The 21104-nt window shown below is 49.9% G+C and carries 26 protein-coding genes; 19 read left to right on the forward strand and 7 right to left on the reverse strand.

Features of this window, described 5'->3' with window-relative positions; genetic code table 11:
* The 6 genes from HMPREF3066_RS01595 to HMPREF3066_RS13050 all read left to right on the forward strand — a co-directional run.
* Nucleotides 1–360: H-type lectin domain-containing protein (locus HMPREF3066_RS01595; RefSeq protein WP_168160639.1), on the forward strand; the 360-nt coding region annotated here is incomplete at its 5' end.
* A gap of 9 nt (nucleotides 361–369) precedes the next feature.
* Nucleotides 370–720 carry a hypothetical protein gene (locus tag HMPREF3066_RS01600; RefSeq protein ID WP_070440000.1) on the forward strand — a complete coding sequence of 117 codons (351 nt, stop codon included), beginning with the start codon at nucleotides 370–372 and terminating at the stop codon, nucleotides 718–720.
* A 242-nt stretch (nucleotides 721–962) separates the two neighbouring features.
* Nucleotides 963–3608: a phage tail tape measure protein gene (locus tag HMPREF3066_RS01605; protein ID WP_070440002.1), complete on the forward strand. Its 2646-nt coding sequence runs from the start codon at nucleotides 963–965 to the stop codon at nucleotides 3606–3608.
* Between the two features lie 5 nt (nucleotides 3609–3613).
* Complete coding sequence (locus HMPREF3066_RS01610) at nucleotides 3614–4066, forward strand: phage tail protein (RefSeq protein ID WP_070440004.1); 453 nt, start codon at nucleotides 3614–3616, stop codon at nucleotides 4064–4066.
* Between the two features lie 2 nt (nucleotides 4067–4068).
* Nucleotides 4069–5325 (forward strand): contractile injection system protein, VgrG/Pvc8 family, encoded by a 1257-nt coding sequence (locus HMPREF3066_RS01615; RefSeq protein WP_070440007.1) that lies wholly within the window; start codon nucleotides 4069–4071, stop codon nucleotides 5323–5325.
* Entirely contained in the window at nucleotides 5306–5473 is a 168-nt protein-coding gene (locus HMPREF3066_RS13050) for a hypothetical protein (RefSeq protein WP_168160640.1), read from the forward strand. Before HMPREF3066_RS01615 ends, HMPREF3066_RS13050 begins: the two co-directional genes overlap by 20 nt.
* A gap of 36 nt (nucleotides 5474–5509) precedes the next feature.
* Here HMPREF3066_RS13050 and HMPREF3066_RS01620 read toward each other — a convergent pair whose 3' ends face one another.
* The 5 genes from HMPREF3066_RS01620 to HMPREF3066_RS01640 all read right to left on the reverse strand — a co-directional run bounded on the left by HMPREF3066_RS01620 (nucleotide 5510) and on the right by HMPREF3066_RS01640 (nucleotide 8820).
* Nucleotides 5510–5944, reverse strand: a complete 435-nt coding sequence (locus tag HMPREF3066_RS01620) for a hypothetical protein (protein WP_070440009.1) — start codon at nucleotides 5942–5944, stop codon at nucleotides 5510–5512.
* Nucleotides 5937–6251 carry an STAS-like domain-containing protein gene (locus HMPREF3066_RS01625; RefSeq protein WP_321178889.1) on the reverse strand — a complete coding sequence of 105 codons (315 nt, stop codon included), beginning with the start codon at nucleotides 6249–6251 and terminating at the stop codon, nucleotides 5937–5939. The genes HMPREF3066_RS01620 and HMPREF3066_RS01625 overlap by 8 nt, the downstream gene beginning before the upstream one ends.
* A gap of 14 nt (nucleotides 6252–6265) precedes the next feature.
* The gene (locus HMPREF3066_RS01630) at nucleotides 6266–7342 is read right to left on the reverse strand and encodes a hypothetical protein (RefSeq protein WP_070440013.1); all 1077 of its coding nucleotides are present in this window, start codon (nucleotides 7340–7342) and stop codon (nucleotides 6266–6268) included.
* Nucleotides 7343–7408: 66 nt separating this feature from the next.
* A complete protein-coding gene (locus HMPREF3066_RS01635; protein ID WP_141743157.1) occupies nucleotides 7409–8383 on the reverse strand; it encodes a hypothetical protein in 975 nt (324 codons plus the stop codon).
* Nucleotides 8347–8820, reverse strand: coding sequence for a S24 family peptidase (locus HMPREF3066_RS01640; RefSeq protein WP_070440017.1), 474 nt, complete (start codon nucleotides 8818–8820; stop codon nucleotides 8347–8349). The genes HMPREF3066_RS01635 and HMPREF3066_RS01640 overlap by 37 nt, the downstream gene beginning before the upstream one ends.
* Nucleotides 8821–9181: 361 nt before the next feature.
* Between HMPREF3066_RS01640 and HMPREF3066_RS01645 the strand changes: the two genes are divergently transcribed.
* The 11 genes from HMPREF3066_RS01645 to HMPREF3066_RS01695 all read left to right on the forward strand — a co-directional run bounded on the left by HMPREF3066_RS01645 (nucleotide 9182) and on the right by HMPREF3066_RS01695 (nucleotide 14268).
* The gene (locus tag HMPREF3066_RS01645; protein ID WP_070440019.1) at nucleotides 9182–9373 is read left to right on the forward strand and encodes a Cro/CI family transcriptional regulator; all 192 of its coding nucleotides are present in this window, start codon (nucleotides 9182–9184) and stop codon (nucleotides 9371–9373) included.
* Nucleotides 9374–9388: 15 nt separating this feature from the next.
* Entirely contained in the window at nucleotides 9389–9601 is a 213-nt protein-coding gene (locus HMPREF3066_RS01650; RefSeq protein WP_070440021.1) for a hypothetical protein, read from the forward strand.
* A 94-nt stretch (nucleotides 9602–9695) separates the two neighbouring features.
* Nucleotides 9696–9917 carry a hypothetical protein gene (locus HMPREF3066_RS01655; protein ID WP_070440023.1) on the forward strand — a complete coding sequence of 74 codons (222 nt, stop codon included), beginning with the start codon at nucleotides 9696–9698 and terminating at the stop codon, nucleotides 9915–9917.
* A gap of 19 nt (nucleotides 9918–9936) precedes the next feature.
* Entirely contained in the window at nucleotides 9937–10140 is a 204-nt protein-coding gene (locus HMPREF3066_RS01660; protein WP_070440025.1) for a hypothetical protein, read from the forward strand.
* Nucleotides 10124–10441: an ogr/Delta-like zinc finger family protein gene (locus HMPREF3066_RS01665; RefSeq protein ID WP_070440027.1), complete on the forward strand. Its 318-nt coding sequence runs from the start codon at nucleotides 10124–10126 to the stop codon at nucleotides 10439–10441. The genes HMPREF3066_RS01660 and HMPREF3066_RS01665 overlap by 17 nt, the downstream gene beginning before the upstream one ends.
* 10 nt (nucleotides 10442–10451) lie before the next feature.
* Nucleotides 10452–10898 carry a hypothetical protein gene (locus tag HMPREF3066_RS01670; protein ID WP_070440029.1) on the forward strand — a complete coding sequence of 149 codons (447 nt, stop codon included), beginning with the start codon at nucleotides 10452–10454 and terminating at the stop codon, nucleotides 10896–10898.
* Nucleotides 10895–11107, forward strand: a complete 213-nt coding sequence (locus tag HMPREF3066_RS01675) for a hypothetical protein (protein WP_070440032.1) — start codon at nucleotides 10895–10897, stop codon at nucleotides 11105–11107. Before HMPREF3066_RS01670 ends, HMPREF3066_RS01675 begins: the two co-directional genes overlap by 4 nt.
* Nucleotides 11104–11283, forward strand: coding sequence for a hypothetical protein (locus tag HMPREF3066_RS01680; protein WP_070440034.1), 180 nt, complete (start codon nucleotides 11104–11106; stop codon nucleotides 11281–11283). Before HMPREF3066_RS01675 ends, HMPREF3066_RS01680 begins: the two co-directional genes overlap by 4 nt.
* 22 nt (nucleotides 11284–11305) lie before the next feature.
* A complete protein-coding gene (locus tag HMPREF3066_RS01685) occupies nucleotides 11306–11518 on the forward strand; it encodes a hypothetical protein (RefSeq protein ID WP_070440036.1) in 213 nt (70 codons plus the stop codon).
* A gap of 121 nt (nucleotides 11519–11639) precedes the next feature.
* The gene (locus HMPREF3066_RS01690) at nucleotides 11640–11987 is read left to right on the forward strand and encodes a hypothetical protein (protein WP_070440038.1); all 348 of its coding nucleotides are present in this window, start codon (nucleotides 11640–11642) and stop codon (nucleotides 11985–11987) included.
* Between the two features lie 4 nt (nucleotides 11988–11991).
* Nucleotides 11992–14268 carry a replication endonuclease gene (locus HMPREF3066_RS01695; protein ID WP_070440040.1) on the forward strand — a complete coding sequence of 759 codons (2277 nt, stop codon included), beginning with the start codon at nucleotides 11992–11994 and terminating at the stop codon, nucleotides 14266–14268.
* A 626-nt stretch (nucleotides 14269–14894) separates the two neighbouring features.
* On the opposite strand, the gene HMPREF3066_RS01705 is transcribed toward HMPREF3066_RS01695, so the two are convergent.
* Nucleotides 14895–15935, reverse strand: a complete 1041-nt coding sequence (locus HMPREF3066_RS01705; RefSeq protein WP_070440044.1) for an ABC transporter substrate-binding protein — start codon at nucleotides 15933–15935, stop codon at nucleotides 14895–14897.
* A gap of 96 nt (nucleotides 15936–16031) precedes the next feature.
* Entirely contained in the window at nucleotides 16032–18404 is a 2373-nt protein-coding gene (locus HMPREF3066_RS01710; protein ID WP_070440046.1) for a FepA family TonB-dependent siderophore receptor, read from the reverse strand.
* A gap of 740 nt (nucleotides 18405–19144) precedes the next feature.
* Here HMPREF3066_RS01710 and HMPREF3066_RS01715 point away from each other — a divergent pair.
* Entirely contained in the window at nucleotides 19145–20113 is a 969-nt protein-coding gene (locus tag HMPREF3066_RS01715) for a FecCD family ABC transporter permease (protein WP_234396154.1), read from the forward strand.
* A gap of 3 nt (nucleotides 20114–20116) precedes the next feature.
* The gene (locus HMPREF3066_RS01720) at nucleotides 20117–20902 is read left to right on the forward strand and encodes an ABC transporter ATP-binding protein (RefSeq protein ID WP_045074537.1); all 786 of its coding nucleotides are present in this window, start codon (nucleotides 20117–20119) and stop codon (nucleotides 20900–20902) included.
* Nucleotides 20903–21104 lie beyond the last annotated feature (202 nt).

A 21104-nucleotide genomic window follows, 5' to 3' on the forward strand; every position in this document is an offset into this window, starting at 1 on the left:
GAAGGCCGCCAAGACAAAGACACCGTATTCGACGACAGCGACCTGAAACGCCGTCTGACCGCGCTGGAAAGCCGCCAAGCCCCAAAAGCAGAATCTCCATATAGCGAGATGCAGGAAGGCTATATCGCCCGTGAGAATTTCGGATTCATCCCTGAAAACAACGAGCCGAAAACCGTGTCTTTCCCGAAACCATTCAGCCGCCGCCCCGATATTTTCGAGGCGTGCTTAGACATCCAAAGTAATTCGGTGCGCGCGCAATATATCCAAAACGTGACCGCGTCAGGCTTTGACCTAGCCACCAATTACAGCCCAGAGTTAAAAGGCGTTTGGTATCGCGCCGCAATTTTAAAACCCAACTAGGAGCAACCCATGCAAACCATCAAAATCAACGACGACAACACCCTGTCAATCGAGCTTTCCACCGGCGACCGCTACACCCTGCGCGAGCCGCTGGCCAAAGACATGGAGGGATTGGGTCAGGATTTAATTAAAGTCAAACATACAGACACCATCCAAAAGCTGCTGGGCAAAATCTCAACGCCGCCGCTGACGCGTGTCGCCTATGGCAAATTGAGCATGTCAGACGCTCAAGTCTTAAATGTCGCCATTGATTTTTTTTCAGCGCCGCCGTCAGCCAAAGCCGAGATGGAGGCAGCCTTGCAGGACTTGGGCTACTCCCAAAGCTCAAATTCCGAGCAGACCACGTCGGCAGAATCCTAAGCGGCGAAGCCGACATCTATCAGGCGGCGGCAGACGAAGAGAAAAAGTATTACAACCTAATCAACGACTGCCTCGCCCAATGCGCGGCGACCTTCGGAAGCCTCGAAAAGTTTGAGCAGTGCAACATCGCCGAGCTGATTGAGTGGACGCACAAGGCAATTCAAATCAACACGCCCGAAGAATAAACAAAGGCCGCCTGAATATTTCAGACGGCCTTTTGTAATCAAAAAACAGGAAACATCATGTCTAAAAGCCTCGAATTAAAAATCATCATGTCGGCCACCGACAAAGCCAGCGCGGCTTTCAAAAAGCTGCGAAGCGCAGGCGATGTATTGGGGCAGACCCTCGATAAGCTCGAAGGCGAGATGAAAGGCTACGAGCGCGCGCAAGCCCGACTGACGCAACGCGTGCAGCTAACTGCGAAAATAAAAGAGCAAACCAAAGCCCTGATGGAAAACAGGCTTGCCCAAAAAGCAATAAAAGACGAAATCGCCAAGACAGGCGTGCCAACCAAAGCGCAGGCGCGAAACTTGGAGAAACTGCAAACCGCCCAAGAAAAACTGCAAAATAGCCAAAGCCGATACCAACAAAAAATCGAAGAAATCAACGCCGAGCTGAAAAAACACGGCGTCGTCACAAAAGACGCGGCCGAAGCCCAAAAGCAATTAGAGCAAGCCTCGAAGAAAACCGAAGCCGCCATGCAACGACAACAGAAAGCGATGGCGGCACGAGATAAAGCCGCCGCCGCCAAAGCCCAAATGACCGAAGCAGGAATGCGCGCCGTCGGCCTGATGTACACCGCGCGCGGCATCGCCGACACCACACGCAACGTCCTCTCCGCTCCGGTCAAAGCCTACGCCGACACAGAAACCGCCTCCACCGACCTGCGCGCGGCGATGATGGACAATACCGGCAAAGTCTCCGCCCAATACAAAGACATCGACAATCTGGCCACACGCTTGGGCGACCGCCTGCCGGGTACGACCGCCGATTTTAAAAACCTGATGACCATGCTGATCCGCCAAGGCATGAGCGCGCAGACCGTCTTGGGCGGCACAGGCGAGGCTGCCGCCCTCTTGGCAGTCCAACTCAAAAAAAGCCCAGAAGCCGCCGCAGAGATGGCCGCCAAGCTGCAAGACGCAACGCGCGGCACAGAAAAAGAGATGTTGGCCATCATGGACCAAGTCCAACGCCTCTACTACGCAGGCACGGACGACACCAACATTTTAGGCGCGTTTTCCAAACTTTCCCCTGCCCTCGATACCCTCAAAATCAAGGGAGAATCCGCCATGAAGATGATGTCGCCGCTCGTCGGTATGCTCGACCAAGCAGGATTGTCGGGCGAATCCGCAGGCAATGCCATGCGCAAAGTGTTTACTCGCATGATGGATACCAAAAAAATCGCCAAAGTCACAAAAGGGACAGGCTTGTCGCTCGACTTTACCGACGGCAAGGGCGAATTTGGCGGCCTTGACAAAATGTACGAGCAATTAGCCAAATTAAAAACCATCAACACCGAGCAACGCCTCAAGATTCTGCAAGGCATCTTCGGCGATGACGCCGAGACGCTCCAAGCCTTAAACACCATGATCGAAAAAGGCAAGGCTGGCTACGAAGAATTTGCCAAAAAGATGGAAGCCCAAGCCAGCCTCAATCAACGCGTCAACGACCAATTAGGCACACTGACCAACTTATGGGACGCGGCAGGCGGCACGTTTACCAACTTTCTCGCCAAAATGGGCGAATCCATCGCGCCCGAATTAAAAGAGCTGACCAAATGGATCGGCGACATTAACGAGAAATTAAGCAACTGGGCCGCCCAAAACCCGGAGACCGCCAATACCATCATGAAAATCGTCGCCGCCGTCGGCATCTTCCTGACCGTCATCACAGGCATCGGCGCGGCCATTTCCGCCGTCCTCGTCCCCATTGCTTTGGCGAAATTCTCATTTTTCAGCCTGTTTGGCGTCTTTTCGCGCGGAAGCGGCGCGATTTCCACGATTATCGGCTGGCTTGGCCGTCTGGGTATGGCGCTGCTAGGCTTCGGCGCAAAAGCGATGGTTTTCCTCGTGACCAACCCATTCGGCTGGGCAATCCTCGCCGTCGGCGCGATTGTCATGCTTTGGCGCAACTGGGAGACCGTCAAAGCCGCCCTGATTGCAGGCTGGGAGTGGATAAAAAAAGTATTTCAACAAAATCCCCTGCTCGCCGCCTTTACCGGTCCTATCGGATGGCTCATTGCCCTGCTGGCAAACTGGAATAAAGTCAAAGCCGCGCTGATTAGCGGCTGGGAATGGATTAAAAAAGCATTTTCAGGAAGCAACCCCATCGCCATCGCCATGACTGCCGCGATGGGTCCAATCGGCGCAGTCATCAATAGTTTCAGAATCCTGCGCTCCGCTGCCGTCGGTGCGTGGGAATGGCTCAAAAAGGCCACCTCCGCCAAAGCCCCAGCAACGCCGCCCAGCATCGGCATTCCAAACCGCGGCTTTTCCATCGGCGGCTACACAGGCGCAGGCGGCGTCCACGAAGCCGCAGGCGTTGTACACAAAGGCGAAGTCGTATTCAATCAGCGCGACGTCGCCAAATTCGGCGGCTGGCAGGCAGTCGAGGCCATCCGACGCGGCGGCGCAGGCGTACTCGCCAACATCGGCAACCGCTTGGGCTTGGGCTTTTCAGACGGCCGCCAAGCCGCCCTGCCCAGCCCGACCCGATTCAATGCCGCGCCCCACGCCGTCAGCATGGCAGGCGACAACATCACAATCAACGTCCACGCCGCGCCGGGCATGAGCGAGCAGACCCTCGTCAACGCCATCATGGCAAGGCTCAACGAGCGCAGCCAAGCCAAGCAGCGCCGCCGCAATTCCTCCTATTTCGACAAGGATTAAAACCCATGATTCTGCTCGGTACATTGGGCTTCTTCGTTTTCGTGATGAAAACCGTCCCCTTCAACCAAATCAGCCGCAGCCAGTCTTGGCGGCACCCCGACCAAGCGGCGGTCGGCATCATGCCGCCCTCGCAATTTACCGGCAAAGACCCGGAAGAAATCACAATAGAGGCAGAGCTGCGCCCCGAGGTAACGGGCGGCACTACCAGCATCAAGCTCTTGCGGCTTATGGCAGACACCGGCAAGCCGTACCCCTTCATCACCGGCACAGGTCAAATCATGGGCAGCTATGTCATAACGGGCATACAGGAGCGCGGCAGCCGCCTGAACCAAGACGGCAGCCCGCGCGCCATATCGTTCAGCATGACGCTCAAAAAAGTATCCGACAGCCCGCTGGGCTTGGAAGGTACCGCCCTCAACGTCGCCGTCGCCACCGTACGCAGCCTTACAGGAATTTAACCATGCCCGACTTCGCCGCCGCCGCCAAAACCGCCGCCGGAAAAATATTCGACCAAATCAGCGGCAAAAACGCCCGACATCTCACGCCAGCGGCAGAGCTGACCATAGACGGAAAAAGATTCGGCACGCAGGCAATGAGCCGCATTATCAGCATCAGCCTGACCGACAAGCGCGGCTTTGAAGCCGACGAGCTGACCATCGAACTAGACGACCACGACGGCACAATCGCCATCCCAAAAACAGGCAGCAAAATCACGCTAAAGCTGGGCTATAAAGAAACAGGCCTCGTCGAAAAAGGCGAATATCTCGTTTCCGAATTTACCGCATCAGGCAGCCCAGACCGCCTAAGCATTACCGCGCGCGCCGCCGACCTTGCCGAAGCCCTCGCCGAGCAAGTCGAGAAAAGCTGGCACAAACAGACGCTCTACCAAATCATCGAGACCATCGCCAAAAAACACAAATACGAATACATTATCAGCAAAGACTACCAAAACCAAAAAATCGAACACATCGACCAAACCAACGAATCCGACGCGTCCTTTATGAGCCGCCTCGCCGAGCAGTACGACGCCATCGCCACCATAAAAAACGGCAAGCTCTTATTTATCCCGGCAGGCGAAAGCCAAACCGCCAGCGGCCAGCCCATCCTGCCCACCACCATCACGCGCGCCAGCGGCGACAGCCACAGCTTTACCTACTCAAGCAGCAACAGCTACCAAGCTGTCAGAGCGTATTACACAGATAAAAAAACAGGCCAAAAAAAAGAAGTCATCGTCAACAAAGACAACGCCTACCCCAATAAAAAAACCACCCAGCAAACCAAATCCGTCAAAGGAAAAACATTCAAAGCCAAGAAAAAAGAAAACGACAACCAAAAGGTCAACACCGAAGGCCAAAAAATCAAAACCCTGCGCCATCTGTATGCCACAGAAAGCGGCGCATGGTCAGGCGCGCGCGGAGCATTTAAAAAGATTCAGCGCGGCGTCGCCGAATTTAGCATTACTCTAGCCGTCGGCCGACCCGACCTCTACCCCGAAACGCCTGCCGTCGTCCAAGGCTTCAAACCCGAAATCGACGCGGAGGCTTGGCTGATTACCGAGGTTTCGCATAAAATCGACAGCGGCGGCTATACCGCAAGCATACAATTTGAAGCGCGCATCGTCCCCGACATCACGCTCTACGAAGACGCGCCGACCAACAACTTCCAGCCGACAGGCGAAACTACGGAGATTCTAAAAAATGGAAAACCAAACTCATGATCCATACGCATGGATTGACCGACAAATCCAATACTGGCAGCAAAAAAGCAAAAGCCGAGAAGCCAGCGAAGCCGCCGACATCGACGCATTCAACCACGCCGAGCGCGAACTCGCCAATTATCAAGCCATGCTCAAAATAAAATATTAAGACCAACAAAAAGGCCGTCTGAAATTCAGACGGCCTTTATTCATCATCATGACATCCTTCAAGTTCATCCCTAAATATGAATACAGCATTACTGATTTGGATAAGCCTCTCATGCCCTGGCTTTAGCAGCGTCCGCTGTTTAGATTGGAAATCCCCGCCTGTTGTAACATCCCGTAAATCTGCAATATTCAGCTTGCTGTCAATCCGCACACACAATTTCGCCAGCTGCTTCAAATTATGCTTAATGGCATTTGCCAGTATATTGTCTGCATCATTGACAGTATAATAATGTAGCGCATTAGTCTCAATTTTTTCCAACAAAATCAAAGCCGCATCAATACGTCTGTCTTTTCTATCAAGGAAGCGTTTACTTTTTTCGCGACGAGAAACCAAATACCAACCAGCTATGGTAAGTAAGGTTGGCATCAAAGGTATGATATAGAAATAAAACCAATGTGGCTGGTTATTCATTTTCCGCGTCTCTCATATAGCCACATATTTCATCGACCAAATTTGGTTCCTCTTTTGATATAAACTCAATTTGCTTCAGCAATACAGATAGCGGCCACTGCTTCAGACGCACCAAGCCCCCGAAAGCCTCCTCTAGAAAAGAGGAGCCGTAGCCCATTGTTCCATCCAAATCAATTTTAACTTTTCCACCTTTTTGTAGCGCGGGAATCAACTTTTTTTCTAAGAAACCCTGACCTGAATAGGGGCCGTCAGAAAGATATCGCCCAGCGGGGAAGCGGGAAAAATCAGAAGCAATACGGATAGTCATTATAGGTTCTTTCATTATTCAGTCTCACGTTTCGGAAGCGGAACAGACCAATGTATCAATGTGCCGCGTATAGCAGTTTTTCTATTGTCTGATAAAGGCAAAGCCTTTTCAACAACTTTCTTATTTAGTGAACGATGCCTGTACATGCCGTTGCCGCTGATAATTTCAACCGTCGCGTCACCATCGCCGATTTGGTCAAGTGTTGAAACCATCTGTTTCAAGCCCTTGCCTCGATGTGGCAGTTTCGTTCGTGTCCGTCCAATTTCGATGGCTGCCCTGATTTTCAGAGCATCATCATCCGCTTTTCCCGAAGCAATATGACTAGCAATCCATTTTTTCAAGTTATCAAGCCAATCATCCTTGACCTTATCAGACTCACGGAATAGAGATTTTGGAATACCAATGCCCAAGTCGCAGAAAACAACCTGTAATCGCCCGCTTGTTGCATCTTCGCGCGAAAACATCCACCACTTACGGCAAGCATCAGGCAGATTCTCTCCATCATAAGCATGATGCATACAATTTGTCATAGCTTCAGACACGCCGGCATAAATCGACCGACTAAGTTCTGGTGCCAATCTGCCCTGAAAGGAATCAAAAATATTTTCCGCATTCTCAAGATTGACATCATAGCCATGTGCCACATGCCAATGGCGCACAGAATGATGAAAAGCGGAAGAGTCAAAACTTTTCATTCTTCCCAAAAGTTTAGCAATACCAACCTGATAAAGCACCTGCTCCACCCTTGTTTCAGATGGTGTTACCATAGAGAAGTGGCAATTTGGGAAACGTTCTACTAAGTCATTTAGACAGGCTGTCAGATAGAGCGTGCCGTCAGAATACATCTTTTCCGTTTTTGAGAAATCAAGACGAATACGTGAGCATCCATTTTCAACCTTTTCATACAACCGCTCAACAAAACTAGTCAGTAATTTGACATAGTTGGGGTGTAATCCAACTTGTTCAGGAACAGGCAGGATAAACCAGTCGATAAACCGTTTCTGTTTTTTGATAATATTCCGCCGCTTCTTAAGCTGATAGCGCGAACAGCGTATCAGGTATAGCCGCCTTTTCTCATTTAGTCTTTTCATCTCTCACTATATCCCTTTAAAACCAATATCCTCTAAATATCCAAAAAATCCAGCGGTAGCAAATTCTTATAAATAAAATACTTCGCCAGTACTTATTTTGACAACACCGCCGTCTATACGGTCAATTCGGAAAGTCCGACCATCATGTTTATCCAAATCCCATCCCTCTAAATAAAGGCCGTCAAAACCATGAATGACGAAGCGGCGGTCAGAAAATTCGCCTTTTGCGTTTGTGTAAGAAAAAGCGATTTCATCGCCCAGACTTAAGCCGTCTGGAAGCTCTTCACTTTCGGCGTCATCGTCAAGGATAAAATCGTCATCGTCCAAATACGAATCATAACGCTGGCTTGTTTCCGCCCTCTTTTTCTGCCAAGCCTTAAAAGCGACAAAGTTTTCATAACGCGCCTTTAAATCCGGGTCATTCCGATTGATATATTTCAATCCTTCGTTATCATCAAAATCGTCATCGTCAAAATCGTCATCGGAAAACCCTATTTCTTTTTTTAAATCGCTTCGCCAGCCTTTAAACGGCTCGTAATGCTGCTTTAAATTAGGGTGCTTAGGATTGATATATTTTGATCCGCTGACTTCGGGCGGCGGCAAATCGTCGCCGTTGTTTTTCTTCAGCAAGGCCGTCTGTAAATCAAGTTTGCTTTTCATATTCCGGACGGAATCAAACAAAGACGACGGCGTTGCCGGCTCTTTCGGTACAGCCGCAAATTTTCGGCGGTTGTACAGCCGCCAAATCGGAAACGGCAAAAATAGCGCACTGGCCGCCGCAATAAATAAAAAATCATTCGCCTGGCTGACTACCAGCGAGAATATAGCCAAAGCCACAAAGCAGCCAAAAAAGCCGACAGGAATCGTCCAGAGCAAGTGCAGTTTGCTTCTGCGCGCGAACTCCATCGACAGCCACACAGAATAAAACGTACACACGCCCAAGACGAATAAGGCTACCAAATCAGACATTTCCTCGTTCATAAAATCCCCTTTTTTCTTAAAAACTAAATATCCAAAAAGTCCAACGGCAACACCTTCCAAAATTTGCCGTGAATAAACAAATCGTCAAATTCTTCCGGCTCAATCACAAAGTCGGATTTTCCGTAAATCGGATTATCGCTCGTCACATGTATCACGCCTGCTTTGCCGCGCGCCAGGCGTTTGATGTAGGTATAGCCCTGAAAAGTAAATAAGTACACGCCGCTCGATTCAAAATCGACGACATCTGTTTTGATTAAAGTGATCGATTTCGGCGGTATCGTCGGCTCCATGCTGTCTCCATCGGGCGACATCAGCTTCACGCCGTGCAGATTATCCGTGCCGAGCAGCTCTTTGAGAGCAGACTTCGGAATCTCCAGCGAGTGCAGCAATTCGGGATAGTCGGCGTTGAGATGGCCGCCGCCACACGAGGCGGCAACGTCGAATAAATCCAAGCGCGCCGTTTCTAGGCCGTCTGAAAAATCAACTTCTCTATACATTTCTAAATCTTTTCTATACTTCTCGCCTAGACCATCTGCAAGCCAACGAGTAGAAAATCTTGTCTTTTTCTCAAAGGCTAACAGTGGTTTTTTACCTAGACCTGTCTGCCCATTGAACCATTGACCGACAAGGCCTTTCGACACTCCGGCAAAGTCTGCCAAGTCCTGTTGAGTGATTAGGCCGTATTCAGCCATCAACTCTTGGAGTCTATCTTTCAAATCCATCACTAAAAATCCCAGCCAAAAAAATACTTAGTAAAAACAACGATTATTTAGGATTCTAAACTATTAATTGTTTAGTATGCTTGACTAGACAAGTTTAGGATTGTATAGTTCACTAAACTTTAAAAAAGGACAAAAAATGAAAACAGACCAACAAGTCAAATTCATTAAAGAATTGGGAGGCGTTTCAGCAGTTGCAAAAATTTGCGGAATCACACGAGGGGCGGTTTCTCAATGGCAAAAAAACGGAATCCCGAAAGCACAAATGAACTTCTTAAAAGAGAAATTCCCCTTGCAATACAAACAAATTTCAGACGGCGTAACCAGCTAAATAAGGAGCAGAAAAATGAAACATGTTGCAAATGTTATGAGAATGAATGATTGGAAGACAAATCAGGAAAGCACGGTAGGGCGAATCTTTGTCAAAGGGCGTGGGAAAGCTAAAAAGCACCTGATTGTATGGCTGAACGGTAACGAAGAAGTGTTTGGCGGTAACTATTACGACGCCTGCGCTTCCGCACTGGGTGCCCATGCGTGGAATTTCATCCACCCCGTCTAATATTTAACCTGAACGGTGTAACGGAGTGATGACAAAGCGGAAAGACGCTTGACCAGCCGGACAGACGGCCTACCAAACTAAACGGAGCAAGAAAATGTGCAAAACAACTATCGGATACGTCCACACGGTTACAACTGCCGCCGGCGAGGTCAAATTCTACGGCGAAGAGCTTGACCTGATGGAATCGGCAGCCTTCGCGGCCAATAAATCGTTAAGCGAATTTGCCGCCGAAGCCGCCTTGGAATACGCAGAAATCTACCTGCGCGCATACGCGTCCGCCGGCGCAGCCGTCCGAATCAAACACGGTTTAATTTAAAAAAAGAAAAGGTGGGGATATGTCAAACAATCAATTAATCATCGTAAACGACAAGCATCAAGAAATCGCGCGTCATGAGCTGACCGACCGCGAAGCCGAAAACTTCAGCCGCGCCGAGCCGATGAAACGCTTTCCAAACATCCGCGCAACGGCGACCTACCGCAAACACGGCGGTAGCCTAGTGGTTTATGCAAGGGAGCAGAAGCATGACGGTCAAGAATAGAAACCAACACGAGCAAGGCCGTCTGAAATTGGCGCAGCAAGCCTGCCCATGCTGCGAAGAGCCTTGTGTCGTTTACGCGTCCACACGCCAAACCATCCTGACGCGCCTGTTTTACTTGAGATGTACCAATCCCCTCTGCGGATGGACAGGAACAGGATATTTCGAGATTACCGGCACGATACAAAAAGGCAGCCGATTTTATGCTCAAGAGAGTAAAGAGCCGCCGGAAATCCACGGCGAAACGCTAAAGGCAGTGGAAGAAGACATCAAACTCAAGAAGCAGGAAACGCTGCTGTCATAGGGGATAAAAAATGAATCACCCGCAAGCCATGCAAAGCATCCGCCAAACACTGGCCGCCGCAAAATCCAAGCAAGCCAAGATTTTTAATGCTCTTGAACGCGACGCCATGCCGAGCCAGCCGAAACCAGCCTACACAGCCAACGAGCTGGCAGCCATGACCATGACGCTGGGGCAGGTGGAGCAAGTCGAGAAGGTGCAGGAAATCGTCGCCCAGCTTCGCCAATTGGTGCAATCGGTCAATACCATCAACGTCGCCTACGGGCTGGGGCTGCCAAACCTGACAGCCAATGAAATAAACCATTACCTGCTAGACCTCGACAACCGCGTCAGAAGCGCAGGATTCGCCGCCAACAAAATGGGCGTCGAAGAAGTCGTCAAGAAAATCGGAACAGTACAAGCCAAGCAGCGGCCGCCCATCGGCGACCGCCGCGCCATCAGACAAGGAGCTACATCATGAAAATCAGAATCCGCTACATCCTCGACATCATCGCTATGGCGCTGGCGATTTGGGCATTGATGGCAATGATGCCGTCTGAAGCCAAAACCGCCGCCGAAACACCGACAGTCTTGGACATTCAGGCGCGCGAAGCAGAGGCCAAAGCCGCCGCTGACTACGAAAGCCCGGAATACGACCCGACACAGGGCGACGCGGAGGCAATGCGATGACGGTGCAGGAATTGTTTAACGACATCCCACTCTGGCAAGTCGCCCACATCCTGCCCCACGAGGCGGCACAAATTGTCGCCGAATGGTTGCACGAAGAAGCGAAACGCCGTAGCGAAGTGGAGTACACCGAGAAAGAAATCGCCGATTGGGCGGCGAGAATCGGGAATATTAATTAGGTTTTATCGGGGGAATTTGGAAATGAAAACTTACAAAATCATGAACTACGAGCCACACGGCAACGACGTGCAAATCGGCAAAATCATCGCAACGGCAGACGGCGAAGCAGTCCTCGAACTCAACGCCGACGGCGGCGGCAAGAAAAAGCCCTACAAGACCGTCAATGCCGCCTTGTACGAAGTACGAAACCGACGCGGCTGGCCGTCAGCTTATTTGGTACGAGAGGCCGCATGATGGATATTGTTTTTCTGATTATGGTTTTACTGACGATTTTTGCAGTAGCCGTCGCCCTCGCCCTGTTGGTTTTTTTGTGTGCCTATCTAGTTTGGACGGAAACGCAGAAGGGGTACGAGATATGAATCGAGAGATAGAGGCCAAAAACTTTGAAGCATGGGCGCGCAAGCACGGCATGAATCCTCAACAAAAGCCGGGCGGCGGCTACTACTCGAGAGAGACACAAGTCGCCGCGATGGCTTGGAGCCAAAGGGCAAAAATAGGCGAGGCAGGCTTTTGGCTGACAACGCAGAGCAGACCGCCGGAGTACCAACAGATTTTATTTTTTGACGGCGAGAAAGTACAGGCCGGATTCTACGGCCAACGCCGCTACGAAAATTTAGAGGGGCGCAAATTCCCCGAAAACGAGGTCACCTATTGGCGGCCTTTCCCTGACAATCCATACGGCCCGACAAGGGCGGACGATTAGCGAAATGACCTATTACCACATGGCTCCGGTATTGGAGCAAGACATACAAAAGACCCTGCCCCACGGCCTGGCCCATGTGGTAATCAGCCGCTGGCAGCGCACGGCCAACCCTGCCACAGGGCTGGCCGATTTGGCTGCCGCTGTCAAAGCCGACAAAGAGGCGGCGCGCGCCCTTGCTGCCGTGCGAAATCTACACCTGCCCGACGGCCTCGACCTGTCGGCGGACAATGAAACCATCGAAGCCAGGGCGCAGGCTTTGGCGGCAAAATTTGAGCAAAAAGAAATGCTGGGCATGAGCTACCAGCACATGATGGCCGCCGCCGACAAAGAGGGCATCCGCTCCGCCGAAGTATTCGAGCAGCAACTGCGAAAAATCGCCAAAGCCGCTGAAAGCGACGATGAAGAGCTGCTGGCTGAAGGCATTGCCGGTATTAAAGGCCGTCTGAAAGAAAAAAAATGGTGGAAACGCCAGCTTTATAAATTCCTCTACCGCGCATTTGAAGCCGTCATGCGCGAATGCGGCATGGTACACCGCCGCGCCGGTTTGTATATATCCAACGAAGCATTCAAACGCTTTGAGCAGAGAAAGCTCAAGGCACGCGTGTTTTTCGAGCAAGCCGAGGCAATCTGCGAAGAGACGGGCGAATCATTCGTCTTGGCAGAATTGTGGGAGCATTCGATGGCGAATCCTGCCATCCGCCGAATGGAGCTGATGACGCGCATGAGAGGCTTTGACGAAATCAGCCGCGTCCACGGCCATTACGGCTGCATGGTTACGTTGACCTGCCCTAGTCGCTTTCACAAAAAATTATCCAAAAACAGCGCGGACAATCCGAAATTTGACGGCAGCACGCCGCGCGATGGCGCAGACTACCTGCAAAAAGTCTGGACACAAATCCGCGCCAATCTTGGCCACGCCGGTATCCGTATCTACGGCTTCCGCGTTGCCGAGCCGCATCATGACGCAACGCCGCACTGGCACTTGCTGCTTTTCATGGAGCAGGCGCACAAGGAGGCTTTCCGCCGCGTTGTCGCCAAATACGGCTGCCGCGCCGACCGCGAGGAGCTGGGCTTAAATTATTTTGAGACAGACAAAGAGCGCACCGCCGAGGCGCGCCGCCGCCAAGAAGCCATCCTGCGAGAATCAGGCAAGAAAATAAGCCTCGCCCAACTCAAAGCCACAATGAAGACGGAGGACGAGTTTTGGGAGAATTATTCTTTCCGCTTTTGGCAAAAATCGCGCGCATCTGCCCGTGTTGACTTCAAGGACATCGATCCGGCAAAAGGCTGCGCCGCCGCCTATTTGGCAAAGTACGTCTCCAAGAATATTGACGGCCTGACCAACTCCGGCGAGAGCATGGGCGACGATGACGAGGCAGAGCCAGGCACATCAGCAGCCGAAACCGCAAAACGCGTCGGCGCGTGGGCTTCGCAATGGGGCATCCGCCAATTCCAGCAAATCGGCGGCGTGCCGGTCACTCTTTATCGAGAGCTGCGCCGCGTACACGTTGACGCCGAAGATTCGCTCTTGTATCGCGCCGTCCACGCGGCCGACCAAGGCGATTGGGGCAAATTCGTCGCTTTATTGGGCGGCGAAGACTACGCCTTTGTCAAACGCGCCGACTTACCGCTCGCCTTGTACAAAGAGGAAACCGAAGAGCGCAACCAATACGGCGAAGAGAAAGCCGCAATCCTGCGCGGTGTCGTCGAGCTTGAAACGGGGGAATACCTCATTTCACGCGAGAAAGAGTGGTTTTTAAAATACGGCGGCTCCGCCGCCGCTTGGACTCGTGTCAATAACTGTACGAAAATCTCCGAGGCAGATTTGGCGGCAGTTTCCGACACGATAACTTATAAGATACCGGCCACTCCCGAAGAAATTGAACAAACCCTCGCCGCCTGCGAGGAAATCGACGACCTGCCGAACTGGGATATTTTGCCGGATGAAAGCTGGGATTTTGATTTATATGGTTTCGACGGCGAAGAACAAGGAAAAGGCCGTCTGAAAAAAGCCGATCAAGACAAAATTATCGCCGCCGCGCGCGAAGCCGCTGACGCGGCTCGTCAAAAATCTTTAGATATTTGGAAATTTAAAGACTACATGCGCCGCCTTGACGGCCTGCGCATGGTCAAACCGCTGACCGACGACACGCCGGTCATCAAACAACAACGACGCCAACGCTACCAACCGCGCCCACGCGTGTGGACGGTTGACGACGTCTTGGCACGAGGCCAAGAGCTGCTGGCCAAGATTGGCGAAGAATTGGAAAAATTAGATTAAAAAGAGGGGCAAGGAATGAATGAATACATAACGCTTGAACAGGTCAAGGAGCTTTGGACAATACCAGGCAAGAAACCGCCATCAACAGCCACAATCTGGCACCGCCGCCGCGCCGGTTTGATTCCACAGCCGAAACTAGTGGGCAGGGATAATTTGTACAAGCGCGAAGATGTTGTCAGAATGCGAGACGAGTTTTTAAGAGGTTGAGGAAATGGGAATGCCGTCAAATCGACGGCATTTTTTAAAATCTTTATTTGGTATTCTATTTGGTATTAAGTTATTTAATAGAAAATATATTATATTAATCAATAGAATAAAATTCTATCTGACACCCTTCCTCTCTGCCAGATTTTAAAGGCACTGTTTAAAGCAGTGCCTTTTGTTTGACTAATAAAAATTGGGGCTGAAGCAGATTGGCCTTAAATATCATACCCATTTCTCAGGGTTTTTAATTACCGTTTCGGTACGCCAAAGTTAAAAAACTTCACATTTCGTCTCCTCAAGGCTATGGAAAAAATTTCCAGTCATTTCTGTTGTATTTTAGTAAACCTCCTTAGTCCCAAATTTGCAGAAAAAGATTAGGTCGTCTGAAAACAAAAAACTCGGTTTCAGACGACCTGTTGATTTTATTTGCCTACGGGCGGTAATCCGGCCAACATGCGTTCAGCGTTGGTACGGCTGAGGTTGTAGTTGTAATATTTTTTATAGAATGCCTGGGTTTTGGACACCATATCGAGGTCTTTGAATTGTTCTGGATGGAACAGTTTTGCCGCCCACAAAATTTGCAGTGCTTCTTCGGTGCTGTATCTGTCCCATGGGAATGTGCCTGACGGATTGGCATACAGACGGCCGTTTTTGACGGCGCGTATGCTTTGCCATGCAGGGTTTTTCTTAATTGCATCAATTCCTTTTTTGCCGCTGGAGCGTCCGCTGCCGACAATGATGATTTCGGGATCGGCTTTGATGATTTCTTCCAGGCTGACAACGGCTTTATTTCCTGTCCCTGCTAGGACGCTGCGTCCGCCTGCCAGGCGAATCCATTCGCCAATCATGGATTTTCCGCCGTCTATCTCAGTCAGGTTGGTACTGCCGGTAATGTGCAATACGGTAGGACGACGGTTTTCAGGTATGTTTTTAAGTCGGCTGTTGACAAAATTGATATTGCCGTCCAATTCGCTGATGTAAGTTTCGGCAATTTTGGGGGCGTTACCACCAATGACGGAGGCGGTAATGCGGACGGTTTTCTTCAAGCCGTTAAAGTCCTGAAAATTGACTAATACCGCTTTCATGCCGGCTTTTTCTACCTGTTGCTGCATAGTGGGATTGGACATCAGCACGGCATCGGGACGTGTAGCCAAAAGAGCCTCCATTTGAATGCTTTGGCCGTTAGTCAGGGCGGGGACAGTTTTAATTTTTGGGAGGACTTCGGCAAACCAGGGATTGTTGCGGATAACGTCGGTGGTGGCGACCAATTTGTTACCGCCTCCTAAAAGCAGTACGACCTGATTGTTTGCATGCCATAAATCGGCAACGCGGTTTACCTGCTCAGCCAGTTCGACTTTTTTGCCATTGATGTCTTGAACCGGGCGTGCGTATAGTGGGGCAGGGGTTAGGATAAAGGCGGAAAGCAGTGCGCCTGCCAGTATTTTTTTCAGATTCCGATACATTGGGATTTTCCTATAAGGTTGGGAAAAAGGGGGGGGAGGTCGTCTGAAAGCACGGATATTGTGTTTTCAGACGACCTTTTTGACATTATTGATTATTTAAAACGAGTAGCGTGCGCTCAGGTAATAAGAACGACCGCGTTCGTTATAGGTTCGTGCCGTGCCGGCGGTACGCAGGATTTTCTTATTGAACAGGTTGTTTACGCCGGCGCGTACTGTGATTTTGTCTTGCCAGTTATAGCCGGCATTCAGTCCGAATATACCATAACTGCCTAATTCATATTGTTTTACGATGCTCTCGCCACTGTTATAGATAACGTCCATAAAACGGTTGGGGTGTTTTCGGGTAACCTGGCGACCGTATCGTGTGTATGAGGCATTCACATCCCATGAGTCATTGATTCTCCAGTTTAAAGTACTGTTAATCGTATATTTGGGTACGATGGAAACAGGGTTTTTCGTGGCACGATCCTCATTTTTGTGCATATAAGTGAAATTGGTGGTCATTGTCAGGCGTTTGTCTAGCAAAGGAAGGGTTAAGTTGCCTTCCAAGCCGGAAATAATGGCACGGGCGCCATTGCCCCAACGATAGACGTTGGTCCCCTTGTAATTCCGATAAATGGGTGTGCCGTCAGGCGTGTTGTCGGTACGAATTTCGCGGTCGTAATTGCCGTTGACGGTTTCGATAAATTGGCCGTTGTCTACAATGCGGTTGCGGTAATCATTGTGGAAGTACGCCAGTGAGGCCAAATAACCGTTTTGAGAAAATTCAAAGCCGATTTCCTTATTCAAGCTGGTTTCGGGCTTGATGTTTTTATTGCCGAGGAAATAGCAGGCGCGTCCCCAATCAAAACCTTGTGCGCTGTTGTTGGTGTAAGGGTTGGTTCGGGAGCCGTTGCCACTGTCATAGGTTAAGGCATTGGGGTTGTTCCAGTGGTTTTGGGCGTCTATCGGACAGCCGTTACTGGCGTTGATCAGCAGGTAGTTTGGCTGGCTTTGATAAAGGTTGGGTGCTTTGTAGGCACGCGCGATGCCGCCTTTGATTTTCCATACCGGATTGAAGGCGTGGGAGAAGTTGAGCGATGGCGTCCATGCGGAACCGGAAACGCTGTGTCTGTCCCAGCGCAAGGCAGGCGTTAGGAACGTTTTCCCGCCGTTTAAGGCGATATTGTCTTCCACATACAGGGCATATTCGGTTTGCGCGCCTTTTCCGCTGCGGCCTGAATTGGCCAGCCATGGGATAACGCCGTAAGTACGCATATTTGCAGTCATGGAGGCCGTATCGTCCAATTTGACTCGGTTGGCTTCTGTGCCGACGGTTACGGTATGGTTGTTGACGGAAAAGTCCGCGCGGCTGCCAAAGCGATAGTTTTTCAATATGCTGTCGGTAACACCTTCGGTGGCGTTGTACGCGCCTTCGGTGCTGCCTAAAAGACCTTCGGGTAGGCGGCTGTTGACAGTTTTGTCATAACTTAAATAAGTTTCAGTATTGCCCCAATTCCATTTTCCTTTATGGGTTAGGGTATAGCCTTGGCGGTACAGTCTGGCTGTTTCTCTGCCTATCAGTTGTTGTGCAATTGGCTGTATGGCTGCAACCAACACATTGCTGCTTTGGGTATCGCCGTTATAGATGTTGCCCTGGCGGCTGTATGAAGTATCAAAAATCAGTTTTTGATCCGGGGTAATATTCCATTGCAAACGTCCTGCAATGTCTTTGTTACGCACACCTTCCCGTCCCGCGCTCAATGCAGTACGCGAACTTTTCACGCTGTCATTGATGTCGAATGCATCGGCTTGGGTTTTGTTTAGATTGCCATAAACGCGGAGACCTAAAGTGTCTTTAACCAAAGGGGCGGAAAGCACGAAATTTGCACGGCGGGTTGCTCCTTCTTTGTCGCTTTGCGGATGGTTTGCATAAATGCCTACGCTTCCGGAAACTTCGTCACTGATGCCTTTGGTAACAATATTGACCACGCCGCCCATCGCGCCGGAACCATAACGGGCAGCAGCCGGACCGCGCAATACTTCGATTTTTTCCACCATTTCAGCAGGCACCCAGTTACTGTCGCCACGGGTGTTACGCACACCGCTTCTGCCGTATCGCTCGGCATTGCGTGAAGTTACCGGTTTGCCGTCTATAAGGATCAGCGTGTTTTCCGGCCCCATGGAGCGGATGTCGATTTGGCGTTTGTTGCCGCGTTCTCCACCGGGCGAGTTGGAACTCATATTCACGCCGGGCATTTTGCTGACGATTTCGGATAAATCGTTGGTAACGGGGTTTCTTTGGATGTCTTGGGCGGTAATGACAGAAGCCCCCAACTGTTGTTTGACTTGGCGTTCTGCTGTTACATAAACAGTCGGCAGCTCGCCTTTGCTGACTTCGGCGGCGGTTTTGCTATCTTGTGCATACGTGGTAAATGCAGTAAGCAATAAAGTATTTAAAACACTTAATTTGAAAATGGTGGAAGTCATCAGGTTGTGGTCCTTAAAATGGTTTTAGATGATAAACGTAGTGTGTTTATGCGGTTTAATACTGAATCTATATTTTGATTTGTCATAGAGTTATGCCCGTTTGACATTAAAAAAACATTGTATTTCCTGCTTTATTTCAATTTTGGTTTTTTTTGAACATAAAAGGTAGATTCAAGCGTATCAAAAGAGGCATGATATTATTCAATTAAGTAAATGGAAGTAAAAGGTTTCTTGAGAATTAGTCTAGAAGAATTAATTTTTAAAATTGATTTTTTATTTCATTGTTTATATTGGTATTTATTTATATTTTAATGGCATTTTGGGAATATTTATTGAATCAAAAGAGTATATGTTTTTTTACTCCTTTTGATGGATGACGGTATCACCATACCCCCAATAGAATGTATGCCCTTTGGTAGAAATTAGTTTTGTTTTCAGTATCTTTAGGGAAAATACTGGAGCGGAACATTATCAAAACACGCATCTCACTTCTATTTTTTCTAAGCAATTTCCTGCCTAGTGCAAAAAATTAAGGAACATTGCCTCTCCAAGTCTTGTCCTGCGCGGCTGCTAATCTGGCAATCCGTTGTTTTGGGAGGTAGATTTAGTTTCAAGCTGCTAAATAGCACGATTGTTTTCTATACGTTTATTTTTATTGAATATTGGTTCCAATTACGAATGCCGGATTTAACATGGTAAATGAAACGAAACTTGTACGTCGTTATCTGCCGTATAAATGGATGTTGATCTTATTGATCGTGGCTTTGACTGCTGTTGCGGCGGTATCTTTATCGTGGGGGCGGTTTCCCGTACCTATGGAAGGGGTATGGCTGAGCCTGTTGCAACAGAATCCTGATGATGTACAACAGAATGTTGTGCTGAATTTGCGGCTGCCGCGCGTATTGGCTGCAGTTTTGGTCGGTGCTGCGCTGTCGGCGGCGGGAACAGCCTATCAGGGTATTTTCCGCAATCCCTTGGTGTCTCCCGATTTGCTGGGGGTTTCAGCCGGCGCGTGTATTGGTGCGGCTGTGGCGATTTTGGCAGGTTTTGGGATTTGGGGAATTCAGACGGCTGCCTTTATCGGAGGATTGGCGGCGGTAGGCGCAACCTTGACATTGCCCAAACTGGTCGGTCGTGATTCGGCCATCGTGCTGGTGTTGGCCGGTATAGTGGTATCGGGGTTTATGTCTTCAGTTTTGGGGTTGGTAAAATATTTGGCCGACCCCGAAACGGAGTTGGCGGAAATTGTCTATTGGCAGTTGGGTAGTTTGGCCAAGTCGGATTACGGCAATCTGATCATGTTGGCGCCGTTGATTCTAGCTGCCATATCCGTTTTGTTTGCCATGCGTTGGCGGATTAACGTGTTGTCGTTGGGCGACCGAGAAGCGCGGCTGGCGGGGGCAGATATTACATACGAGCGGACAGTGGTGGTGATATGCGCTACTTTGTTGACGGCTTCGGCAGTTTGCCTGAGCGGTACCATAGGCTGGCTCGGTTTGGTGGTGCCGCATTTGGCAAGGATGTTGGGTGGGGATAATAATTTGCGGGCCTTGCCTTTGGCATCTTTAATAGGATCGGTATTCCTTCTTCTGACCGATATGTTGTCACGCAACCTTTACGAACAGGAAATTCCATTAGGGATTATGACCGGCTTTATCGGCGCGCCGTTTTTTGCGTGGATTTTGGTGCGGCAGAAAGTGGCGGATTGAATGATGTTGGATATTAGTAATCTGTATTATGCATACCGGAATCGTTTGGTTCTAAACGGGATTAATTTGACACTGGACAAAGGAGGACTGCTGACGCTGCTTGGTCGAAATGGGGCGGGAAAATCTACTTTGTTAAACTGCATTGCCGGTTTGTTAAAGCCGCAACGTGGCCGGATTATGTTGGATGGCAAGTCGGTGCAGTCCATGAGTGCGCGCCAAATGGCAAAGATAACCGCTTATGTGCCTCAGTATTCACCGCAAACCTACCGTTATACGATGTTGGAGTATGCAGTCCTTGGTTGTGCAGCGCGATTGGGAATAATGCAGAAGCCTGAAGCTGCGGATTATGAACGGGCAGTGCAGGCGTTGGAAGTTTTGGGCATCGCCCACCTCGCCGACCACATTTATATGGATGCTAGCGGCGGAGAAAAGCAGTTGGCAAATATTGCCAAAGTGTTGGTACAGGAACCGCAGCTGATTTTATTTGACGAACCTACATCAGCTTTGGACTACGGTAATGCCGCTAAAACCTTACGCCTGATTGCGGACTTGTCGGAACGAGGTTATACCGTAGTGATGACGACACATAATCCGGAACATCCATTGTTGCTGTATGGCCGCTGCCCGAACAGTCAGACGGCCATTTTGGACGGGTCGGGCCATTTGAAGGCGGGGGATACGGCAGAGATTGTTAATGAAGAGAACTTGTGCCGTTTGTATCAGGTTGATTTGACCTTGGTGGATGTCCCTGGCAGCCAACACAAAGCCTGCACTTTAACCGGCTTGTAAATGCGAGTCGGGCAGTTTATATCCAATTCAAAATTTCTTTATGCAAAATCCGGCCGCCGCAATGCAATCGCAAATCTGTCGGCTGAGAGGTTCCCGATTCAGTTCAAAATCTCCGTGCAAGCAGCGCGGAGATTTTTTATCCCTCAGTACCTTGCTGCAATATTTTGCCCTCAGTAGCAACTGTATTTTTCACCCCGTCGGG

It is taken from the genome of Neisseria sp. HMSC03D10, from assembly GCF_001807625.1.
In the GTDB taxonomy this organism is placed as follows: Bacteria; Pseudomonadota; Gammaproteobacteria; order Burkholderiales; family Neisseriaceae; genus Neisseria; species Neisseria mucosa.